This is a genomic window from Bacillus sp. MYb56 (genome assembly GCF_002976445.1).
Taxonomy (GTDB): Bacteria; Bacillota; Bacilli; order Bacillales; family Bacillaceae_G; genus Bacillus_A; species Bacillus_A mycoides.
This window is the reverse complement of the sequence record NZ_PCOH01000004.1, coordinates 17,350-35,118: the sequence shown is the minus strand read 5'-3', so window position 1 is coordinate 35,118 and position 17,769 is coordinate 17,350. Positions and strand designations below refer to the sequence as shown.

General features: G+C 37.0%; 14 protein-coding genes and 2 pseudogenes. 14 read left to right on the top strand and 2 right to left on the bottom strand.

Translation table 11 applies throughout. The features are described 5' to 3' along the window. The first annotated feature begins 348 nt into the window (after positions 1 to 348). The 3 genes from CQ058_RS07025 to aceA all read left to right on the top strand — a co-directional run bounded on the left by CQ058_RS07025 (position 349) and on the right by aceA (position 4,093). Positions 349 to 1,011 (top strand): S-layer homology domain-containing protein, encoded by a 663-nt coding sequence (locus tag CQ058_RS07025; RefSeq protein WP_002188723.1) that lies wholly within the window; start codon positions 349 to 351, stop codon positions 1,009 to 1,011. A 189-nt stretch (positions 1,012 to 1,200) separates the two neighbouring features. Further along, positions 1,201 to 2,790, top strand: coding sequence for a malate synthase A (gene aceB, locus CQ058_RS07020; protein WP_002188724.1), 1,590 nt, complete (start codon positions 1,201 to 1,203; stop codon positions 2,788 to 2,790). A 25-nt stretch (positions 2,791 to 2,815) separates the two neighbouring features. Beyond that, a complete protein-coding gene (gene aceA / locus CQ058_RS07015; RefSeq protein ID WP_002149914.1) occupies positions 2,816 to 4,093 on the top strand; it encodes an isocitrate lyase in 1,278 nt (425 codons plus the stop codon). Positions 4,094 to 4,229: 136 nt separating this feature from the next. Here aceA and CQ058_RS07010 read toward each other — a convergent pair whose 3' ends face one another. Beyond that, positions 4,230 to 4,724: a DUF6584 family protein gene (locus tag CQ058_RS07010; RefSeq protein ID WP_002188725.1), complete on the bottom strand. Its 495-nt coding sequence runs from the start codon at positions 4,722 to 4,724 to the stop codon at positions 4,230 to 4,232. Between the two features lie 275 nt (positions 4,725 to 4,999). Between CQ058_RS07010 and cspA the strand changes: the two genes are divergently transcribed. After that, positions 5,000 to 5,203 carry an RNA chaperone/antiterminator CspA gene (cspA, locus tag CQ058_RS07005; protein ID WP_002011282.1) on the top strand — a complete coding sequence of 68 codons (204 nt, stop codon included), beginning with the start codon at positions 5,000 to 5,002 and terminating at the stop codon, positions 5,201 to 5,203. Between the two features lie 58 nt (positions 5,204 to 5,261). Then, positions 5,262 to 5,490 (top strand): annotated as a pseudogene (locus tag CQ058_RS32240) (hypothetical protein). A 50-nt stretch (positions 5,491 to 5,540) separates the two neighbouring features. Here CQ058_RS32240 and CQ058_RS06995 read toward each other — a convergent pair. Next, positions 5,541 to 5,726 (bottom strand): hypothetical protein, encoded by a 186-nt coding sequence (locus CQ058_RS06995; RefSeq protein WP_002188726.1) that lies wholly within the window; start codon positions 5,724 to 5,726, stop codon positions 5,541 to 5,543. Between the two features lie 293 nt (positions 5,727 to 6,019). Between CQ058_RS06995 and CQ058_RS06990 the strand changes: the two are divergent. The 9 genes and pseudogenes from CQ058_RS06990 to CQ058_RS06950 form a co-directional block, all read left to right on the top strand. After that, positions 6,020 to 6,106, top strand: a pseudogene (locus CQ058_RS06990) (RNA-guided endonuclease TnpB family protein); the annotation flags it as partial. 49 nt (positions 6,107 to 6,155) lie between these two features. Continuing rightward, entirely contained in the window at positions 6,156 to 6,737 is a 582-nt protein-coding gene (locus CQ058_RS06985) for a competence protein ComK (protein ID WP_002011279.1), read from the top strand. A 246-nt stretch (positions 6,738 to 6,983) separates the two neighbouring features. After that, positions 6,984 to 7,580: a DUF4306 domain-containing protein gene (locus CQ058_RS06980; protein WP_002140800.1), complete on the top strand. Its 597-nt coding sequence runs from the start codon at positions 6,984 to 6,986 to the stop codon at positions 7,578 to 7,580. 355 nt (positions 7,581 to 7,935) lie between these two features. Next, complete coding sequence (locus CQ058_RS06975) at positions 7,936 to 8,529, top strand: TVP38/TMEM64 family protein (protein WP_002011278.1); 594 nt, start codon at positions 7,936 to 7,938, stop codon at positions 8,527 to 8,529. A 56-nt stretch (positions 8,530 to 8,585) separates the two neighbouring features. Continuing rightward, a complete protein-coding gene (lepB, locus tag CQ058_RS06970; RefSeq protein ID WP_002011277.1) occupies positions 8,586 to 9,149 on the top strand; it encodes a signal peptidase I in 564 nt (187 codons plus the stop codon). Positions 9,150 to 9,267: 118 nt separating this feature from the next. Next, a complete protein-coding gene (gene addB, locus CQ058_RS06965) occupies positions 9,268 to 12,783 on the top strand; it encodes a helicase-exonuclease AddAB subunit AddB (protein WP_002188729.1) in 3,516 nt (1,171 codons plus the stop codon). Further along, on the top strand, positions 12,780 to 16,505 hold the full coding sequence (gene addA, locus CQ058_RS06960) for a helicase-exonuclease AddAB subunit AddA (protein ID WP_105589534.1): 3,726 nt from the start codon (positions 12,780 to 12,782) through the stop codon (positions 16,503 to 16,505). The genes addB and addA overlap by 4 nt, the downstream gene beginning before the upstream one ends. Positions 16,506 to 16,528: 23 nt before the next feature. After that, positions 16,529 to 16,807 (top strand): RNA polymerase alpha subunit C-terminal domain-containing protein, encoded by a 279-nt coding sequence (locus tag CQ058_RS06955; protein ID WP_105589533.1) that lies wholly within the window; start codon positions 16,529 to 16,531, stop codon positions 16,805 to 16,807. Positions 16,808 to 17,022: 215 nt separating this feature from the next. Beyond that, complete coding sequence (locus tag CQ058_RS06950) at positions 17,023 to 17,730, top strand: DNA alkylation repair protein (protein ID WP_002188732.1); 708 nt, start codon at positions 17,023 to 17,025, stop codon at positions 17,728 to 17,730. Positions 17,731 to 17,769: the final 39 nt, after the last annotated feature.

Below are 17,769 nucleotides of genomic sequence, written 5' to 3'. Positions count from 1 at the left end.
GTTTTTAAAAATATAGTACAGGAAAAATAAAATTATATTAATATATCATATTCCTTTAAAAAAAGCGCGGAAATTACGCGCTTTTTTTTTATTTTAAATTGTTTATCTGTATATTTATTCTGCTGTTCATAGTTCGGTGGTTAGTATTTATGGAAAAAACAGGTTAATTATAGTTACTTTTTATGAGGAAAAAGTACAGTTTAGTAACTTTATTGTTAATTAAGTATAAAGATAAGTATGTGAAATACAGTTCGCAAATTAGACGAATATTATATGGATAAGTGTATTGTTACTTTTCCATAAATTCTTTATATTAGAAAAAATATGTTTTTTTAGGGAGAGAATACAGTGAAGAAAAAGATTTTAAAAGTAGCAACAGCTTTAACAATTATGGGTGGAATTGGATTAAGCGGACAAGGTACTACAGCAAATGCTGAAGTAGCAGTGAAACAACAACAAGCTGCTCCTGTTACATTTAAAGATGTACCGAAAGGGCATTGGTCTTATGAAGCAATTCAAACTTTAGCAGAACATGAAATTATGCTTGGTTACGGAAATGGTGTGTTCGGTTTTGGACATAACGTAAATCGTGAACAAGTAGCCGCTTTAATTTATCGCGCACTAGATCTTGATGAACAATTTGGTGAAGATGAGGTATTAGAAAGCCCGTATAATGATATTGTTGATGACAACTCAACGATGTTTCCTTTTGAAGTTTTAGCAGTAACAGAATTAGGTATCTTTACAGGTGACGAGAATGGAAACTTCAGACCAAAAGCTACGTTAACACGTGCAGAAATGGCGCAAGTTCTTACGAGAGCATTTGGGTTACAGGTACAAGGACCAGCAGGATTTAAAGATGTACCAAAGGGACATTGGGCAGAAAATGCGATTAATGCAGTAGGTTCAAATGGTATTTCAGTAGGAGATGGAAAGGGTAACTTCGCTCCGAACATGAAAGTAACACGTGAACAATATGCACAGTTCTTATTTAACTCAATGTTTGAATAAATAATAAAAAAGGAGCCGGTGTTGTATAACACTGGCTTCTTTTTTTTGTGTAATGCCGGTGGAAGAATACAGTTTTGTAAAAAAAGTGATTAAATTTTCAAAAAAAACTTCCTTTTCTGAAGATTTGTTATATAATATAAAACATAAAATCAAATCTGTTATAAGACAGTTTGAAAAGGGGATGCTAATATGTCGACGCAAACTTCACGGGTTACACTGGCCGGAGAAATGTTACCAGCGTACAACGAAATATTGACACCTGAGGCGCTTAGTTTTTTAAAGGAACTGCATGAAAATTTCAATGAACGCCGCACGGAACTTTTACAAAAGCGTGTGGAGAAACAAAAAAGAATTGATGCAGGGGAGTTTCCTAAGTTTTTAGAAGAAACAAAGCATATACGTGAAGGGGATTGGACAATCGCCCAGCTTCCGAAAAATTTAGAGGATCGCCGCGTGGAGATTACTGGTCCGGTGGATAGAAAGATGGTCATTAACGCTTTAAATTCAGGAGCAAATCTTTTTATGGCAGACTTTGAAGATTCGAATGCACCAACTTGGAGAAATGCTGTCGAAGGTCAAATTAACTTACGAGATGCGAGTAAGGGAACGATCTCACATAAAAATGAAAACGGAAAAGAATATCGTTTAAATAGTAAAACAGCTGTATTAATTGTGCGTCCGAGAGGGTGGCATTTAGAAGAAAAACATATGCAAGTTGACGGTAAGAACATGTCTGGCAGTTTAGTAGATTTTGGTTTGTACTTTTTCCATAATGCGAAGACGCTTTTAGCAAAAGGAAGTGGCCCATACTTTTACTTACCGAAAATGGAAAGTTACTTAGAGGCAAGATTATGGAATGACGTTTTCGTATTCGCTCAAAAGTATATCGGTATTCCGAACGGAACGATTAAAGCGACTGTGTTAATAGAAACGATTCACGCTTCATTTGAAATGGATGAAATTTTGTATGAACTAAGAGATCATTCTGCTGGTTTAAACTGCGGACGATGGGATTATATATTTAGTTTCTTAAAGAGCTTCCGTAATCATAATGAATTTTTACTTCCGGATAGAGCGCAAGTCACGATGACAGCGCCGTTTATGCGCGCGTATTCTTTGAAAGTTATTCAAACGTGTCATCGTCGTAATGCGCCAGCAATCGGAGGGATGGCGGCGCAAATCCCAATTAAAAATGATCCAGAAGCAAATGAGGCAGCTTTCGAGAAAGTGCGTGCTGATAAGGAGCGCGAAGCTTTAGACGGTCATGATGGGACTTGGGTTGCCCACCCGGGACTTGTACCGGTTGCAATGGAAGTATTTAATCACATAATGAAAACGCCAAATCAAATTTTTAGAAAGCGTGAAGGAATACGTGTAACAGAAAAGGATTTATTAGAAGTACCGATGGGAACGATTACAGAAGGTGGTCTTCGCACGAATATTAACGTCGGTATTCAATATATTGCATCTTGGTTAAGCGGGCGGGGAGCAGCTCCAATTTATAACTTAATGGAAGATGCAGCAACAGCAGAAATATCAAGAGCACAAGTATGGCAGTGGATTCGTCATGAGGGTGGAAAGCTAAGTGATGGCCGTAATATCACTTTTAAATTAATGGAAGAATTGAAAGAAGAAGAACTAGCAAAAATAGAAAGAGAGATTGGTAAGGAAGCATTTAATAAGGGGAGATTTGAAGAAGCTACAAAACTGTTTACAAACCTTGTTCGTAATAACGAGTTCATGCCGTTTTTAACATTACCGGGTTATGAAATTTTATAAGAAACAAGAAAAGGGGATGGAACATATGAAAAACGAAAGAATTGATAAATTGCAGGAAAGCTGGGAATTAGATACGCGCTGGAAAGGGATAACACGTCCATATACAGCTGAAGATGTAATTCGTCTGCGCGGATCGATTGATATTGAACATACGTTAGCGCGCTGTGGTGCAGAGAAGCTTTGGAAATCACTTCATACAGAAGATTATATTAATGCACTTGGGGCATTAACAGGAAACCAAGCGATGCAACAAGTGAAGGCTGGATTAAAAGCAATTTATTTAAGCGGTTGGCAAGTAGCGGCAGATGCGAACCTTTCTGGGCATATGTATCCTGACCAAAGCTTATACCCAGCGAACAGTGTGCCAGCTGTTGTAAAGCGAATTAACCAAACGCTTCAACGTGCTGATCAAATTCAGCATATGGAAGGTAGCGGTGATACGGATTATTTCGTCCCAATTGTGGCGGATGCTGAAGCTGGGTTTGGTGGACAGTTAAACGTATTTGAATTAATGAAAGGGATGATTGAAGCGGGTGCATCTGGCGTGCACTTTGAAGACCAATTATCTTCAGAGAAAAAATGCGGGCATTTAGGCGGAAAAGTATTATTACCGACGCAAACAGCGGTGCGTAATTTAATTTCGGCACGTCTTGCTGCGGATGTAATGGGTGTACCAACAATTATCGTCGCAAGAACAGATGCAGATGCGGCAGATTTAATTACGAGCGATATCGATCCAGTTGATCAAGAGTTTATTACAGGTGAAAGAACACCGGAAGGGTTTTATCGTACGAAAGCAGGTCTTGATCAAGCAATTGCACGTGGTTTAGCGTATGCGCCGTATGCAGATCTCGTTTGGTGTGAAACGTCGGAGCCAAATTTAGAAGATGCAAAACGCTTTGCGGACGCAATTCATAAGAAATATCCAGGGAAGCTACTTGCTTACAACTGTTCCCCTTCTTTTAACTGGAAACAAAAATTAGATGAAAAAACAATTGCAAGCTTCCAAAAAGAAATTGCATCATACGGTTATAAATTCCAGTTCGTAACGCTTGCTGGATTCCATTCATTAAATTACGGCATGTTTGAATTAGCGCGTGGTTATAAAGAGCGCGGCATGGCAGCGTACTCTGAATTACAACAAGCAGAGTTCGCAGCAGAAAAAGATGGTTATTCTGCAACGCGCCATCAACGCGAAGTAGGAACAGGATACTTTGATGAAGTAGCACAAGTAATTACGGGCGGTACTTCATCAACGACTGCTTTAAAAGGATCTACGGAAGAAGAGCAGTTTACGAAATAAAGGTATAAGTAGGTGCCCCAAAAAATATTTTTGGGGCACTTTTCTTATTTATTATTACGTCGCTGACATTGTTAAACTTTGTCGGAAAGTTGATGTAATTTTATTTGTCGTCGTATTGTGGGACGTTCACTTCTATTTAAAATATCCAATCCAATATAGTGAATATACCAACGATAGCAGTAAAAAGAAGGAATACGAATAATGAAAGACAGCCCCATGTAAATAGTTTGTCTTTCCATGTTTCTTCATAATCATCAATTAGTTCCTCTATCACTTTTTTCTGCAATGGCTGTAAGGGACGTTCGGTTTGTAGTCCTGTAATAATGTTACGATCTCCTTTGAATTTTAAAGCACGTACAATATGATAAGAGTCGTTTCCCATCGATTTTTCAAATTGTAGACATGCCGCGTGCATAACATCTGTTTTCTCTTTTTCAAGATACCAATACCGTCCGGCCATTTCTGGGTATTGTAATGTAAAGTAAATGTCACCGAGTTTTTTCCTAAGTGCTAATTCATTCGGATAAGTAGTGATTAATCCGTGTAATCTATCTCTTGCTTTTCCAAGGTTGTTATTTTCAATATCTTTTTCAATTCTTTTTAATGTTTTTTTAGGGATTATTTCTGTCATACACGCCTCCTTATTAGAATAGGTGTGGTTATATTTTATAAGAAATACTAAAATTTAGAAATTTTATTTTTAAAAAGATTGTACATTCTATTTTAAGTGTGTTATGATAATACCAGTTGAATAATTAAATTAAGCAATCCATATATTATCAAATGCCGAAAACAAACGGGAAAAAGTATGTGAGAACTAGTTTATGTTTCGAATTTGATAATGTGTGGATTCTTTTTTTATACATGAAGACTAAATAAAATGTATTTTCGTAGGAGGAAATAATTATGACAGTTACAGGACAAGTAAAATGGTTTAACAACGAAAAAGGCTTCGGTTTCATCGAAGTTCCAGGCGAAAACGATGTATTCGTACATTTCTCTGCAATCGAAACTGATGGTTTCAAATCTTTAGAAGAAGGCCAAAAAGTTAGCTTCGAAATCGAAGATGGCAACCGTGGACCTCAAGCTAAAAACGTAATCAAACTATAATTTTATAGTTTATTATAGAAAAAAGGATGGCTTATGCCATCCTTTTTTTGTTGTTGAGATATACGATATTTATATTAGTAATAAAGACAGCCTAAAAAGTACGATTGAAGAAATAAAGGCGTACTCGAAAACTTATGAAAATGATAAAGTGACGGTAATTGATTTGAGGAAGTCTCATTCTCGGTATTTAGATCAAGAACCATATATAATCATAGTACAGGTTGAAAGAGATACAGAGAATCTTGGAAGAAAAAATAGTAGGTTTTTTTGAGGATGAAGAAGAATGAAGGAAATGGCAATCGGTATGTAAAAAGGGCTTTCCGTAAAGGAAGGCCTTTTAGTGTTCTTTCACAGCTTTTTTCTTTTCACGTTTCTTGCATTCTGGACATCTAGATTTACGAAAAGGCTTCGCGAAGAACAGTAAAATAAAAAATAAACCGAATATAATACTCGCTGAATTTTTTACGATAACAATGCTACTATTTTTCATTTGAATTGTTGGATGATCTTGCTTTTCTTCCATGAGAGACCTCCGTATATTTGATTTATATTTTAATTATAGCAAAATTAATTGCTGTAATTATATGAAAAGGGGAATGTGTTAAATATATTACAAATGATATAAATTCTTTTTTCGTATATAGAATCCTCTTTTTATACAGATTATTTTTTTGATATCCATATATTTTTATTAATATATTTGTATTATATTTGATTTATTATAAGTATTTGTAAAGAATCGCAGAATGTAAACCATTTCCTTTTCGTAGGTGCTACTATAAAAGGGAAATGAAGAAGGGAAATTAAATAGCAATTGAAAATTTAAAAAAGAGAGGTGAAAAATCTGTTACTAACAAAAGAGCGAGTATAGATAAAAATATTCTTAGCGTGCAAAAACTACATACTCTAAGGATATACATTTGCCTATATTTGTAGTAGCAGACAGTAGACTATGGAAAGTAAAGTAGAACGTTATGTCGAAAACTATGTTGTAAGCAAAAATACAATGGCCTTACTTCCTGTTGTTCTAGGAGAAAAGAAAGTTGTTACGCGAATTGTAGAAATGGAAGATTCTTTTTTCGTATTTCAAAAGCCTCTTGATATTATAGAGAGAAGTTGCCGGAAGCATGGTTCTAGTTTCTTTGGAAGAAAAGAAGGAACGAAGGAGTTAACTCGTATTACACATAAAGCTCCTATCGCAATTAGCCCGACAGATCAACTTTATTTTTTCCCTACGTATTCTTATTCTCGAAAAGAGTGTGCGTGGTTATCTCATTTTCATATTGAAGATAATAAAGAATTAAAAGATGGAAATCTTATTATTAGATTTATAAATGGTTTCGCTGTGAAACTAGAAATGTCAAAAAGTAGCTTTGAAAATCAGCAAAATCGTACAGCGAAATTACGGACAGAGTATGAAGATCGTAAGAAAAAACAAGGAAATCCTTGCTTTAAAGAGATTGATAAAAATGAAGAATCTAAATTAACACCAGCATATGAGAAAGTGTATTTTGTGAAGGAAGGCGAAGTGTGAGAGGGAGAGGATGGGGAGACTCATCCTTTTTGATTTTGTTATATATACTATTTGCACGGTAAGATTCATAAATAAAACAAGGTTAATTTCCTGAATTTTCGTTCTCTAATAACTTAAGGTGATATATATAATTACAATATAAGGGTTTTTTTCCTAAATATACTTAATGTAGTGTGATTATATATCGTTTTATATTCGCGGTATACAGGATAGTTCTTTCCTTATTATATAAAAAAGGGGGCTGTTATGTTGAAAAGGACCATGTTATTTTGGGCGCAATATATTCTTGTTTTGCCTATATTATTTCTTACCTTTATGTTTACTGGTTTCGTTGGCAGTCAGTTAATGATAGGTGCTGATAAACAACATTTTATTTTTACGCCTCAAAATGCAACAGAATATAGTCAAATTAGTGAAATTGATAAATTGCTATTTGCTTTTTCAATTCAACCAGTTGTCACCATAGTATTTCTTCTATCGATTGTGTACGTACTGACACTTATTGTCTTTCAAATTATTGAATGTAAGAAGGAAAAAAAGATATTACATAGTTTACAATATATGGTTCTCATACCGATTTTTCTTTACTTGTGGTTAGGAATAATGCAATTTTCCGCAGTTGATTTAACTTGGATAGATAATTGGCAAGAGCACCTTATATTCACTCCTACTACTATAACGAATGAGCAAGATATATATATGATTGATAAGTTTTTATACAAATTTCGAATGTTACCTATTCCAAGTACAGTATTAATACTATCTTTCTTATATTTATTAATACTTATCGTGATTGATAGTATACGCTTACTAAAAAAGTTTCTTGTAAGAACTAGTCATTAGAAAAGGAGAATTGTTTGAAGGTATAACAATTATTTGTCATTACTCATTTCCATACAGGTAGAAAAAACCTTACGCGTAGTAAGGTTTTTTTTGAAACTACAGATTGACACTTTCTGTAGTTTCTTCTTTTTTATAATATGTAACCGTTAAGTTATAATCTGTGCGTGGTGTCTAAATTATTCTCATGTCTTGTCGAATATTGAAAGATTATCATAGCATAATAATGAAGGAATTCTAGCGAATGATATGGAAACTTTAATAAATACATCTCCATATGTCGTATCTACCATTTCCTCTTTCATTTAAGCGATGATACAGTAGAGGTAGTAATTAGAGTAAAGGGGTAAAGTGTAGAATGGATTTTCAAACGATCAAAGAGTATTTTTCACCAGAAAATATGGATCATATTGTTGAAAGTTATCGTGCGTTCGGACCGCTTCTCGGTATTGGCTTACCGATGATAGAGGCGCTTATTCCGGCATTGCCACTCATTGTGTTTGTGTTGGCGAATGCTGTTGCATTTGGTTTTTGGTTCGGTTTTCTTTATTCATGGATTGGGTCAGTAATTGGTGCAATGCTTGTATTTTTCATTATTCGTAGCTTTGGAAGAAGTCGTTTCTTTTCTTTTGTAAATAAGCATGAGAGAGTGCGAAAAGCGATGGGATGGATTGAAAGAAAAGGGTTCGCGCCAATCTTTGTTATATTTTGTTTTCCGTTCACACCATCTGCGCTTATAAATGTTGTAGCTGGTTTGTCTCGCATTAGCGTAAAACAGTTTGGACTAGCATTAGCATTTGGAAAGCTTGTTATGATCTTTATTTTAACGTATATCGGTCATGATTTAGTGTCATTTATTCATAAGCCGGTGAAATCGGTTATTGTGGGCGTTGTTATTTTTATTTTATGGTATGTCGGTAAAAAAATTGAAGTAAAGTTAGAACTACATTAGGAAAAGTCTTCTTTGTAAAGATAAGCTTCATCATTAAAGGGCGAGGGGAGAAGCGAATGAAGAAAACTTTGAAAAAAGAAGGGCTAGAGTGGGTAAGAACAATTTTAATTGGTGTACTATTAGCTGTATTTTTTCGAACGTTTTTCTTTTCAACGTACGTTGTAGAGGGGAAGTCAATGATGCCGACATTGCAAGATGGAAATATGCTCGTTGTGAATAAGGTGAGTTATCAAGTAGGGGACTTGAATCGATTTGATGTCGTCGTTTTTCATGCGAATAAAAAAGAGGACTATGTAAAGCGAATTATCGGTTTACCTGGGGATCATATCGAATATAAGCATGATAAATTATATATAAACGGACAATTCGTGGATGAACCTTATTTAGAGACGTATAAGAAAGAGACAAATGGACGGCAATTAACAGGCGATTTTAAACTAGAAGAGTTAACGAAAGAAAAGTTTGTACCACCCGGTTCTATTTTTGTAGTTGGTGACAACCGCCTTGGTAGCTGGGATAGTAGGCACTTCGGCTTTGTGAAAGCTGATACAGTTGTCGGTAAAGTTGATTTACGATATTGGCCGATTCAAGAGGTACAAACGAATTTCTCAAAAGGCTGATATAATAAAATGAAGTATAAGGAAAAGACAAACGAGTATGTTTGTCTTTTTTATCGTCCTATAATACAATTGTGATAGCAAACTAACGTTCGTTATGTAAGTGAAAGGTGGGGGTTTCATGTCACTTCGATTTGTGATTGGTAGAGCTGGAAGTGGAAAAAGTACACTTTGTTTACACGAAGTGCAAGAAGAGTTAAAACAGCGCCCAAGAGGGAAAACAATATTATATCTTGTGCCAGAACAGATGACATTCCAAACGCAGCAGGCGTTAATTGGGAGCGAAGATGTAAGAGGTTCTATTCGGGCACAAGTTTTTAGTTTTTCGCGATTAGCGTGGAAGGTGCTGCAAGAAGTTGGCGGAGCGAGTCGTCTTCATATTGATGAAGCGGGTGTACATATGTTGCTTCGTAAAATTGTAGAATCTCGTAAAGATGGACTATCTGTGTTTCAAAAAGCAGCGGAGCAAAACGGTTTCTTTGAACATCTTGGTAGTATGATTGCTGAGTTTAAACGTTACAATGTGACGCCGTCTAACGTATATGAAATGTGGCAACAATTAGACACGCATAGCAGTAGTGCAGAGCAAAAGCTACTAGCGAATAAAGTGTATGATTTACAGTTACTATATGATGATTTTGAACGTGCTTTAATCGGAAAGTATTTAGATTCAGAAGACTACTTACAATTATTAATTGAGAAGCTTTCAGACTCTGAGTATGTAAAAGGAGCGGAAATTTATATAGATGGATTCCATTCATTTTCTCCTCAAGAGCTAGAAATCGTTAGAGGGCTAATGAGATTAGGAACAAGAGTAACAATAACATTAACGATAGATGAAAAAACGTTAGCGCAGCCAGTGAATGAACTAGATTTATTTTATGAAACGACGTTAACGTATGAAAAAATAAAACAAGTAGCGCGTGAAGAGAAAATAGAAATTGAAAAAACAATTCCACTTATGGAACAACCGCGTTTTCATTCTCCAGCATTAGCTCATTTAGAAACGCATTATGAAGCGCGTCCGAATGAAAAGTATCATGGTGAAGCGAGTGTAACAATTAGTACAGCAGCTAATTTACGAGCTGAAGTAGAAGGTGTAGCTCGTGAAATTAGAAGACTTGTGGCGGATGAAGACTATCGTTACCGAGATATCGCAGTCCTTCTTCGTAACGGAGAAAGTTATTACGACGTAATGCGAACGTTATTTACGGATTATAATATCCCGCATTTCATCGATGAAAAACGCCCAATGTCACATCATCCGCTAGTAGAATGTATTCGTTCTGCACTCGAGATTATTAGCGGGAATTGGCGTTATGATGCAGTATTCCGCTGCGTGAAAACAGAGCTTTTATATCCATTAGATGTAAGAAAAGAAGCGATGCGCGAAGAGATGGATGAGTTTGAAAACTACTGTTTAGCGTACGGTGTACAAGGGAAGAGATGGACTTCTGAAGATCCGTGGATGTATCGTCGTTATCGTTCTCTTGATGATGCGAGCGAAATGATAACAGACAGTGAGCGTGAAATGGAAGAGAAAATAAATCGACTTCGCGACGTTGTAAGAACGCCAGTTATTCGTATGCAAAAAAGACTGAAGCGTGCTGGAACAGTTATGCAAATGTGCGAAGCGGTATATTTATTTTTAGAGGAGCTGGACGTTCCGAAAAAACTAGAAGAATTACGTGTTCGTGCAGAAGAAAATGGAGATTTCTTATTTGCGACAGACCATGAGCAAGTATGGGAAGAAGTGATGAATCTTCTTGATACGTTCGTTGAGATGCTTGGCGAAGAGAAGATGTCCCTTTCAATGTTTACGGAGGTTATGTCGACAGGTCTTGAGGCACTTCAATTTGCGAACATTCCGCCGTCACTAGATCAAGTGTTAGTTGCTAACATTGATCATTCTAGATTATCAGATATTAAAGCGACGTTCATTATTGGAGTAAATGAAGGAGTGATTCCAGCAGCGCCTATGGATGAAGGGATGCTTTCTGATGAGGAAAGAAATGTTCTCACCGCTGCAGGTATCGAATTAGCACCAACGACGAGACAAACTTTATTAGAAGAACAGTTCGTTATGTATCAAATGGTGACGAGAGCATCTGAGAAGTTATACATTTCCTGTCCGCTTGCGGATGAAGAAGGAAAGACATTACTTGCTTCTAGTTTTATTAAAAAAATAAAAAGAATGTTCCCTGATGTGAAAGAATCGTTTATTACGAATGATGTAAATGACTTATCGCGTTCGGAACAAATCTCATATGTAGCAACGCCAGAAGTAACGTTGTCTTATGTCATGCAGCAACTGCAAACGTGGAAGCGATACGGATTTGAAGGGAATTTAGACTTTTGGTGGGACGTATATAACTTCTACGTTACTTCAGATGAATGGAAGCAAAAAAGTAGCCGTGTGTTATCAAGTTTATTCTACCGAAATCGTGCACAGAAACTAAGTACAGATGTAAGTAGGGATTTATATGGAGATACAATTAAGGGAAGCGTTTCTCGTATGGAACTATTTAATCGCTGTGCGTACGCTCATTTTGCTCAGCACGGTTTATCGCTAAGAGAGCGTGATATTTTCAAACTTGATGCGCCAGATATCGGTGAATTATTCCATGCAGCGCTGAAGAGAATTGCAGACAAGCTATTACGTGAAAATCGGACTTGGGCGGATTTATCAATAAAAGAGTGTGAACACCTTTCTGCTTTAGTAATAGAAGAAATTGCACCGTTATTACAAAGACAAATTTTATTAAGTTCGAACCGTCATTTCTATTTAAAGCAAAAACTACAACAAATCATTTTCCGTACGTCACTTATTCTTCGTGAACATGCGAAGTCGAGTGGATTTGTACCAGTTGATTTAGAAGTACCGTTCGGTATGGGCGGGACTGGATCTCTTCCGCCAATGGAATTTGCGTTGCCAAATGGTGTGAAGATGGAAGTAGTTGGCCGTATTGACCGTGTTGATAAGGCGGAAGATGAGAGTGGTACGTTCCTTCGTATTATTGATTATAAATCAAGTTCGAAAGCGTTAGATTTAACAGAAGTGTATTACGGACTCGCACTTCAAATGTTAACGTATTTAGATGTTGTTACTTCAAATGCACATACGTGGATGAAAAAGGGCAGTACTGCATCACCGGCGGGTGTATTGTATTTCCATATTCATAACCCGATTGTTGAGATGAAAGGCGATGCATCTGAAGAAGAAATTGAGAAAGAAATTTTAAAGAAATTTAAAATGAAAGGTCTCGTACTAGGAGATGCTGACGTTGTGCGTTTAATGGATAATAAACTTTCAACAGGAAGCTCTGATATTATTTCTGCTGGTCTGAAAAAAGATGGTAGTTTTAGTGCGCGTTCTAGCATTGCAAGTGAACAAGAGTTTAACGTACTTCAAAAATATGTACACCACTCGTTTGAAAATATCGGAAAAGACATTATAGAAGGTGTTATCGATATTGCTCCTTACAAAAAGGGGAATAAAGCGGCATGTACGTTCTGTAACTTCAAATCTGTTTGTCAATTTGATGAATCACTTGAAGATAACCAATTCCGTACGTTAAAAGATATGAAAGATAGCGAAGCGATGGAGAAAATTAGAGAGGAGGTTGGCGGAGAATGATAGAAAATTGGCCTCAGAAACCAGAAGGTAGTCAATGGACAGATGACCAGTGGAAAGCGGTTGTAGCGAACGGACGTGATATTTTAGTCGCAGCGGCAGCTGGATCAGGGAAAACAGCGGTATTAGTTGAACGTATTATTAAAAAGATTATAAGTGAGGAAAATCCAGTCGATGTCGACCGCCTGCTCGTTGTAACATTTACGAATGCAGCAGCGCAAGAAATGAAAAATCGAATTGGGGAAGCGTTAGAAAAAGTATTAATTGATGGGCCAGGTTCACAGCATATAAGAAAGCAGCTTAGCTTATTAAATAAAGCTTCCATTTCAACAATTCATTCATTTTGTTTACAAGTTATTAGAGGATATTATTACATGCTTGATGTCGATCCTCGTTTTCGTATTGCGAACCAAACAGAAAATGAGTTATTAAAAGAAGAAGTGCTAGATGACATATTAGAAGAAGAATATGGAATCGAAGATAATAGTATTTTCTTTGAACTAGTTGATCGTTATACGAGTGACCGTAGTGACGATGACTTACAACGAATGATTTTAGCGCTTCATACAGAATCAAGAGCGCATCCAAACCCGGAGAAGTGGCTTGATAAATTAGTAGAAGCATACGACGTTGAAGGAAAGACGATTGAAGATTTAGTGTACGCTTCTTACTTATTAGAAGATGTGAAGTTTCAGCTTGAAACAGCGGAAAAGCATATTCGTAAGGCGACTGAACTCGCAATGCTTCCTGATGGTCCAGCGCCTCGCGTTGAAACTTTACAAGCAGATTTAGCTTTACTTGGAACGTTATCCTCAGCAGCGCGTGGATCGTGGACAAGCGTTTATGAAGCGATGCAAAATGTATCGTGGCAAACGTTAAAGCGTATTAAAAAAAGTGATTACAACGAAGATGTTGTAAAACAAGTAGATTCTCTTCGTAATAAAGCGAAAGATGAAGTGAAGAAATTACAAGAAGAGCTATTTAGCCGCAGACCCGAAAGTTTCTTACGAGATTTTCAAGATATGCATCCTGTATTAGAAAAACTCGTGAAGCTTGTAAAAGTATTTACAGAGCGTTTCCAAGCGATTAAGCGAGATAAAGGAATGGTCGATTTCACAGATTTAGAGCATTTCTGTTTGCAAATTTTAAGCGAGCAAAGTGAAGGCGGTGAAATGAAGCCGTCAGCAGTAGCACTTCAATATCGTAATAAATTTGCTGAAGTACTAGTTGATGAATATCAAGATACGAACTTCGTACAGGAATCAATTATTAAATTCGTAACGAAAGATTCTGAGAGTGAAGGAAACTTGTTCATGGTTGGTGACGTAAAACAGTCGATTTACCGTTTCCGACTAGCAGAGCCTGGTTTATTCTTAGGAAAATATAAACGTTTCACACAAGAAGGATCGGGCGGCGGAATGAAGATTGACTTAGCGAAAAACTTCCGTAGCCGTCATGAAGTGCTAGCAGGTACGAACTTTATTTTCCAACAAATTATGGGCGAAGAAGTCGGCGAAATCGATTATGATGCTGACGCTGAATTAAAGCTAGGTGCTAGCTATCCAGAAGGTGAAGATGTAGCGGCAGAGCTATTATGTATTCAGCAAACTGAGGAAGAAGTGCAAGACGGTGAAGAAGGTGCCGAAGTAGAAAAAGCGCAGCTTGAAGCTCGTCTTATGGCGCAGCGTATTAAAGCAATGGTCGATTCAGGCTATGAAGTGTATGATCGTAAAACTGATAGTATGCGCCCAGTGCAATATCGTGATTTCGTTATTTTACTTCGCTCCATGCCATGGGCGCCGCAAATTATGGAAGAGTTAAAACTACAAGGAATTCCGGTATATGCTGACCTTGCGACTGGTTACTTTGAAGCGACAGAAGTAAATATTATGATGAACGTATTCCGCGTCATTGATAACCCGATGCAAGATATTCCGCTTGCAGCTGTACTTCGTTCACCGATCGTTGGACTAAATGACGAAGAACTTGCGACGCTTCGTGCTCATGGAAAGAAAGGCTCGTTTTATGAAGTGATGAGCTCATTCTTAAAGGGAGCGCCGCTTGAAGAAGAACAAGAATTGCATGATAAATTAGAGTGGTTTTATAACTTACTGCAAGGGTGGCGTGAATTTGCGCGACAACAATCACTTTCCGATTTAATTTGGAAAGTGTACGGTGAGACAGGCTATTACGACTTTGTCGGCGGTTTACCAGCCGGAAAGCAAAGGCAGGCAAACTTACGCGTACTATATGATCGTGCAAGACAATATGAAGCAACATCGTTTAGAGGATTATTCCGCTTCTTACGTTTTATTGAGCGTATTTTAGAACGCGGAGATGATATGGGAACGGCGAGAGCTCTTGGAGAACAAGAAGATGTTGTTCGCATTATGACGATTCATAAAAGTAAAGGGCTAGAGTTCCCAGTCGTATTTGTAGCTGGACTTGGTCGCCGTTTTAATACACAAGATTTAATGAAGCGTTTCTTACTTCATAAAGATTTCGGTTTCGGTTCACAATTTATCGATCCTCGTAAACGAATTAAATATACGACATTATCGCAACTAGCGATTAAGCGTAAAATGAAGATGGAATTAATTGCGGAAGAAATGCGCGTACTATACGTAGCATTAACACGTGCAAAAGAGAAGTTGATTTTAATTGGAACAGTTAAAGATGCAAATAAAGAAATGGAAAAATGGCTCGATGCAAGAGAGCATAGTGAATGGTTATTACCAGACCATATTCGTGCCGGAGCGTCTTGCTACTTAGACTGGATTGCACCTTCCTTATATAGACACCGTGATAGTGAAATGCTTCTTGAATTAGGACAAGGAAATATTCCAGGCGAAATTTATGAATATAGTGCTAGCTGGAAAGTAGAAGTTGTTGAAGGAAAAGATTTACTTGCACCAGAACCAGTTCAAGAAGAGAAACAAGAGTTATTAGAAGCGCTTCGTGATAAAAAAGCTGTTCCGTTAGAAAGTGAACGGAAAGAAGAAGTGTACGACAGATTGATGTGGGAATACGGGTATGCGGACGCGACATCTCACCGTGCGAAGCAGTCTGTTACAGAAATAAAGAGAAATTATCAATCTGAAGAAGGTAGCGATAACGCCTTTATTAAAAAAATTCGTGCACCAATTAAAACACGTCCGCGCTTTATGGAGAAAAAAGGGCTAACATACGCAGAGCGAGGGACAGCAGTCCATGCCGTTATGCAGCATGTAGATTTGAAGAAACCAATTACGATTGAAGTTCTTCAAGAACAAATTGCAAGAATGGTAAATAAAGAACTATTAACATTTGAACAAGCTGAAGAAATAGCGATTGAAAAGGTAATTTCATTCTTTGACAGTGACTTAGGTAAAAGGGTATTAGCAGCAAAAAGTGTTGAGCGCGAAGTACCATTTACGATGATGCTTTCAGCAGAAGAAGCGTATCAAGATTGGCAAGGGAAGAAAGGCGAATCAATACTTGTCCAAGGGGTTATCGACTGCATGATCGAAGAGGAAGACGGAATTACTTTAATCGACTTTAAAACAGATACGATTGAAGGAAAGTTCCCAGGCGGATTTGATCAAGCGAAACCAATTTTAGAAGACCGATACAAAGTACAGCTTTCACTATATGCAAAAGCACTCGAGAAAAGCTTAAAACATCCTGTGAAAGAGAAATGTTTATATTTCTTTGATGGAAATCATGTTGTAAATATTGACGAATAGAGCTTAGAAAGGGGTTATGGATTATGGCGACGTTAAGAACTTGTGATCAAGGACACGAGTACTACAAAAGTAGCGATTGTCCAACTTGCCCAACCTGTGAGAAAGAGAGAAAGCCAAAAGAAGGCTTTCTTTCTCTTCTTTCAGCACCAGCAAGGCGAGCGTTAGAGCACCATGGAATAACGACTGAAGCAGAACTTTCAAAGTATAGTGAAAAAGAAATTTTGAAACTGCACGGTATAGGACCAGCATCTTTACCTAAATTGAGAGCGGCTTTAGAAGATAATGGATTATCATTTAAATAAAAAAACTAATCATTAGCGGGGAGTAGCATCTTCATTAATGATTAGTTTTTATAATCGGTATTAATTAGCTAGATAAACGCGTATAACGAAATCCCATTTTGAAAATCTTAAATCGATGGACAAAACGCTTTAACAGATGAATTTATGAAGTGTAGAGAACTTGATAAAGAATATAAGTGAATTGATTATAATAGTAAGGAAGGAAGTGCAACACGATGGATTTTGAAACAGTAATGCAAGAGCTTGAAACTCTCGGCAAGGAACGAACTAAAAAAATATACATATCCAATGGTGCAAAGGAGCCACTTTTTGGAGTAGCTACAGGTGCTATGAAACCAATCGCGAAGAAAATAAAAATCAATCAAAGTTTAGCTGAAGAGCTTTATGCTACAGGTAACTATGATGCGATGTACTTTGCAGGCATTATTGCAGATCCAAAAACTATGAACGAATCGGATTTTGATCGTTGGATGGATGGGGCGTACTTTTATATGCTGTCCGATTATGTGGTAGCAGTAACTTTATCAGAGTCAGAGTTTGCACAAGACGTTGCTGATAAATGGATTGCAAGTGGTGACGAACTAAGAATGTCAGCGGGATGGAGTTGCTACTGCTGGCTTTTAGGGAATCGAAAAGACCATGAATTTTCCGAAAGTAAGATTACCAATATGCTAGAAGTTGTGAAAAATACAATTCACGATGCGCCAGAACGAACGAAATCCGCTATGAATAATTTTCTAAACACCGTGGGGATTTCATATGTGCCGCTACATGAAAAGGCAGTTGAAACCGCAAAGGAAGTAGGCATAGTAGAACTAAAACGGGACAACAAGAAAAGCAGTTTTCTAAACGCTTACGAAAGTATTCATAAAGGACTTGATAGAGGAAGACTGGGGTTCAAACGTAAATATGTAAGGTGTTAAAAAACAGAAGGAAAAGCATTAGCTCTATACAAGAAGAGC

Excerpts from the sequence above, each read along its gene's own strand:
- cspA (WP_002011282.1), top strand. The coding sequence starts at position 5,000 with ATGACAGTTACAGGACAAGTAAAATGGTTTAACAACGAAAAAGGCTTC.
- CQ058_RS06980 (WP_002140800.1), top strand. The coding sequence starts at position 6,984 with ATGTTGAAAAGGACCATGTTATTTTGGGCGCAATATATTCTTGTTTTG.
- addA (WP_105589534.1), top strand. The coding sequence starts at position 12,780 with ATGATAGAAAATTGGCCTCAGAAACCAGAAGGTAGTCAATGGACAGAT.
- addB (WP_002188729.1), top strand. The coding sequence starts at position 9,268 with ATGTCACTTCGATTTGTGATTGGTAGAGCTGGAAGTGGAAAAAGTACA.
- CQ058_RS06975 (WP_002011278.1), top strand. The coding sequence starts at position 7,936 with ATGGATTTTCAAACGATCAAAGAGTATTTTTCACCAGAAAATATGGAT.
- CQ058_RS06950 (WP_002188732.1), top strand. The coding sequence starts at position 17,023 with ATGGATTTTGAAACAGTAATGCAAGAGCTTGAAACTCTCGGCAAGGAA.
- CQ058_RS06995 (WP_002188726.1), bottom strand. The coding sequence starts at position 5,726 with ATGGAAGAAAAGCAAGATCATCCAACAATTCAAATGAAAAATAGTAGC.
- CQ058_RS06985 (WP_002011279.1), top strand. The coding sequence starts at position 6,156 with ATGGAAAGTAAAGTAGAACGTTATGTCGAAAACTATGTTGTAAGCAAA.
- CQ058_RS07010 (WP_002188725.1), bottom strand. The coding sequence starts at position 4,724 with ATGACAGAAATAATCCCTAAAAAAACATTAAAAAGAATTGAAAAAGAT.
- aceB (WP_002188724.1), top strand. The coding sequence starts at position 1,201 with ATGTCGACGCAAACTTCACGGGTTACACTGGCCGGAGAAATGTTACCA.
- CQ058_RS06955 (WP_105589533.1), top strand. The coding sequence starts at position 16,529 with ATGGCGACGTTAAGAACTTGTGATCAAGGACACGAGTACTACAAAAGT.
- lepB (WP_002011277.1), top strand. The coding sequence starts at position 8,586 with ATGAAGAAAACTTTGAAAAAAGAAGGGCTAGAGTGGGTAAGAACAATT.
- aceA (WP_002149914.1), top strand. The coding sequence starts at position 2,816 with ATGAAAAACGAAAGAATTGATAAATTGCAGGAAAGCTGGGAATTAGAT.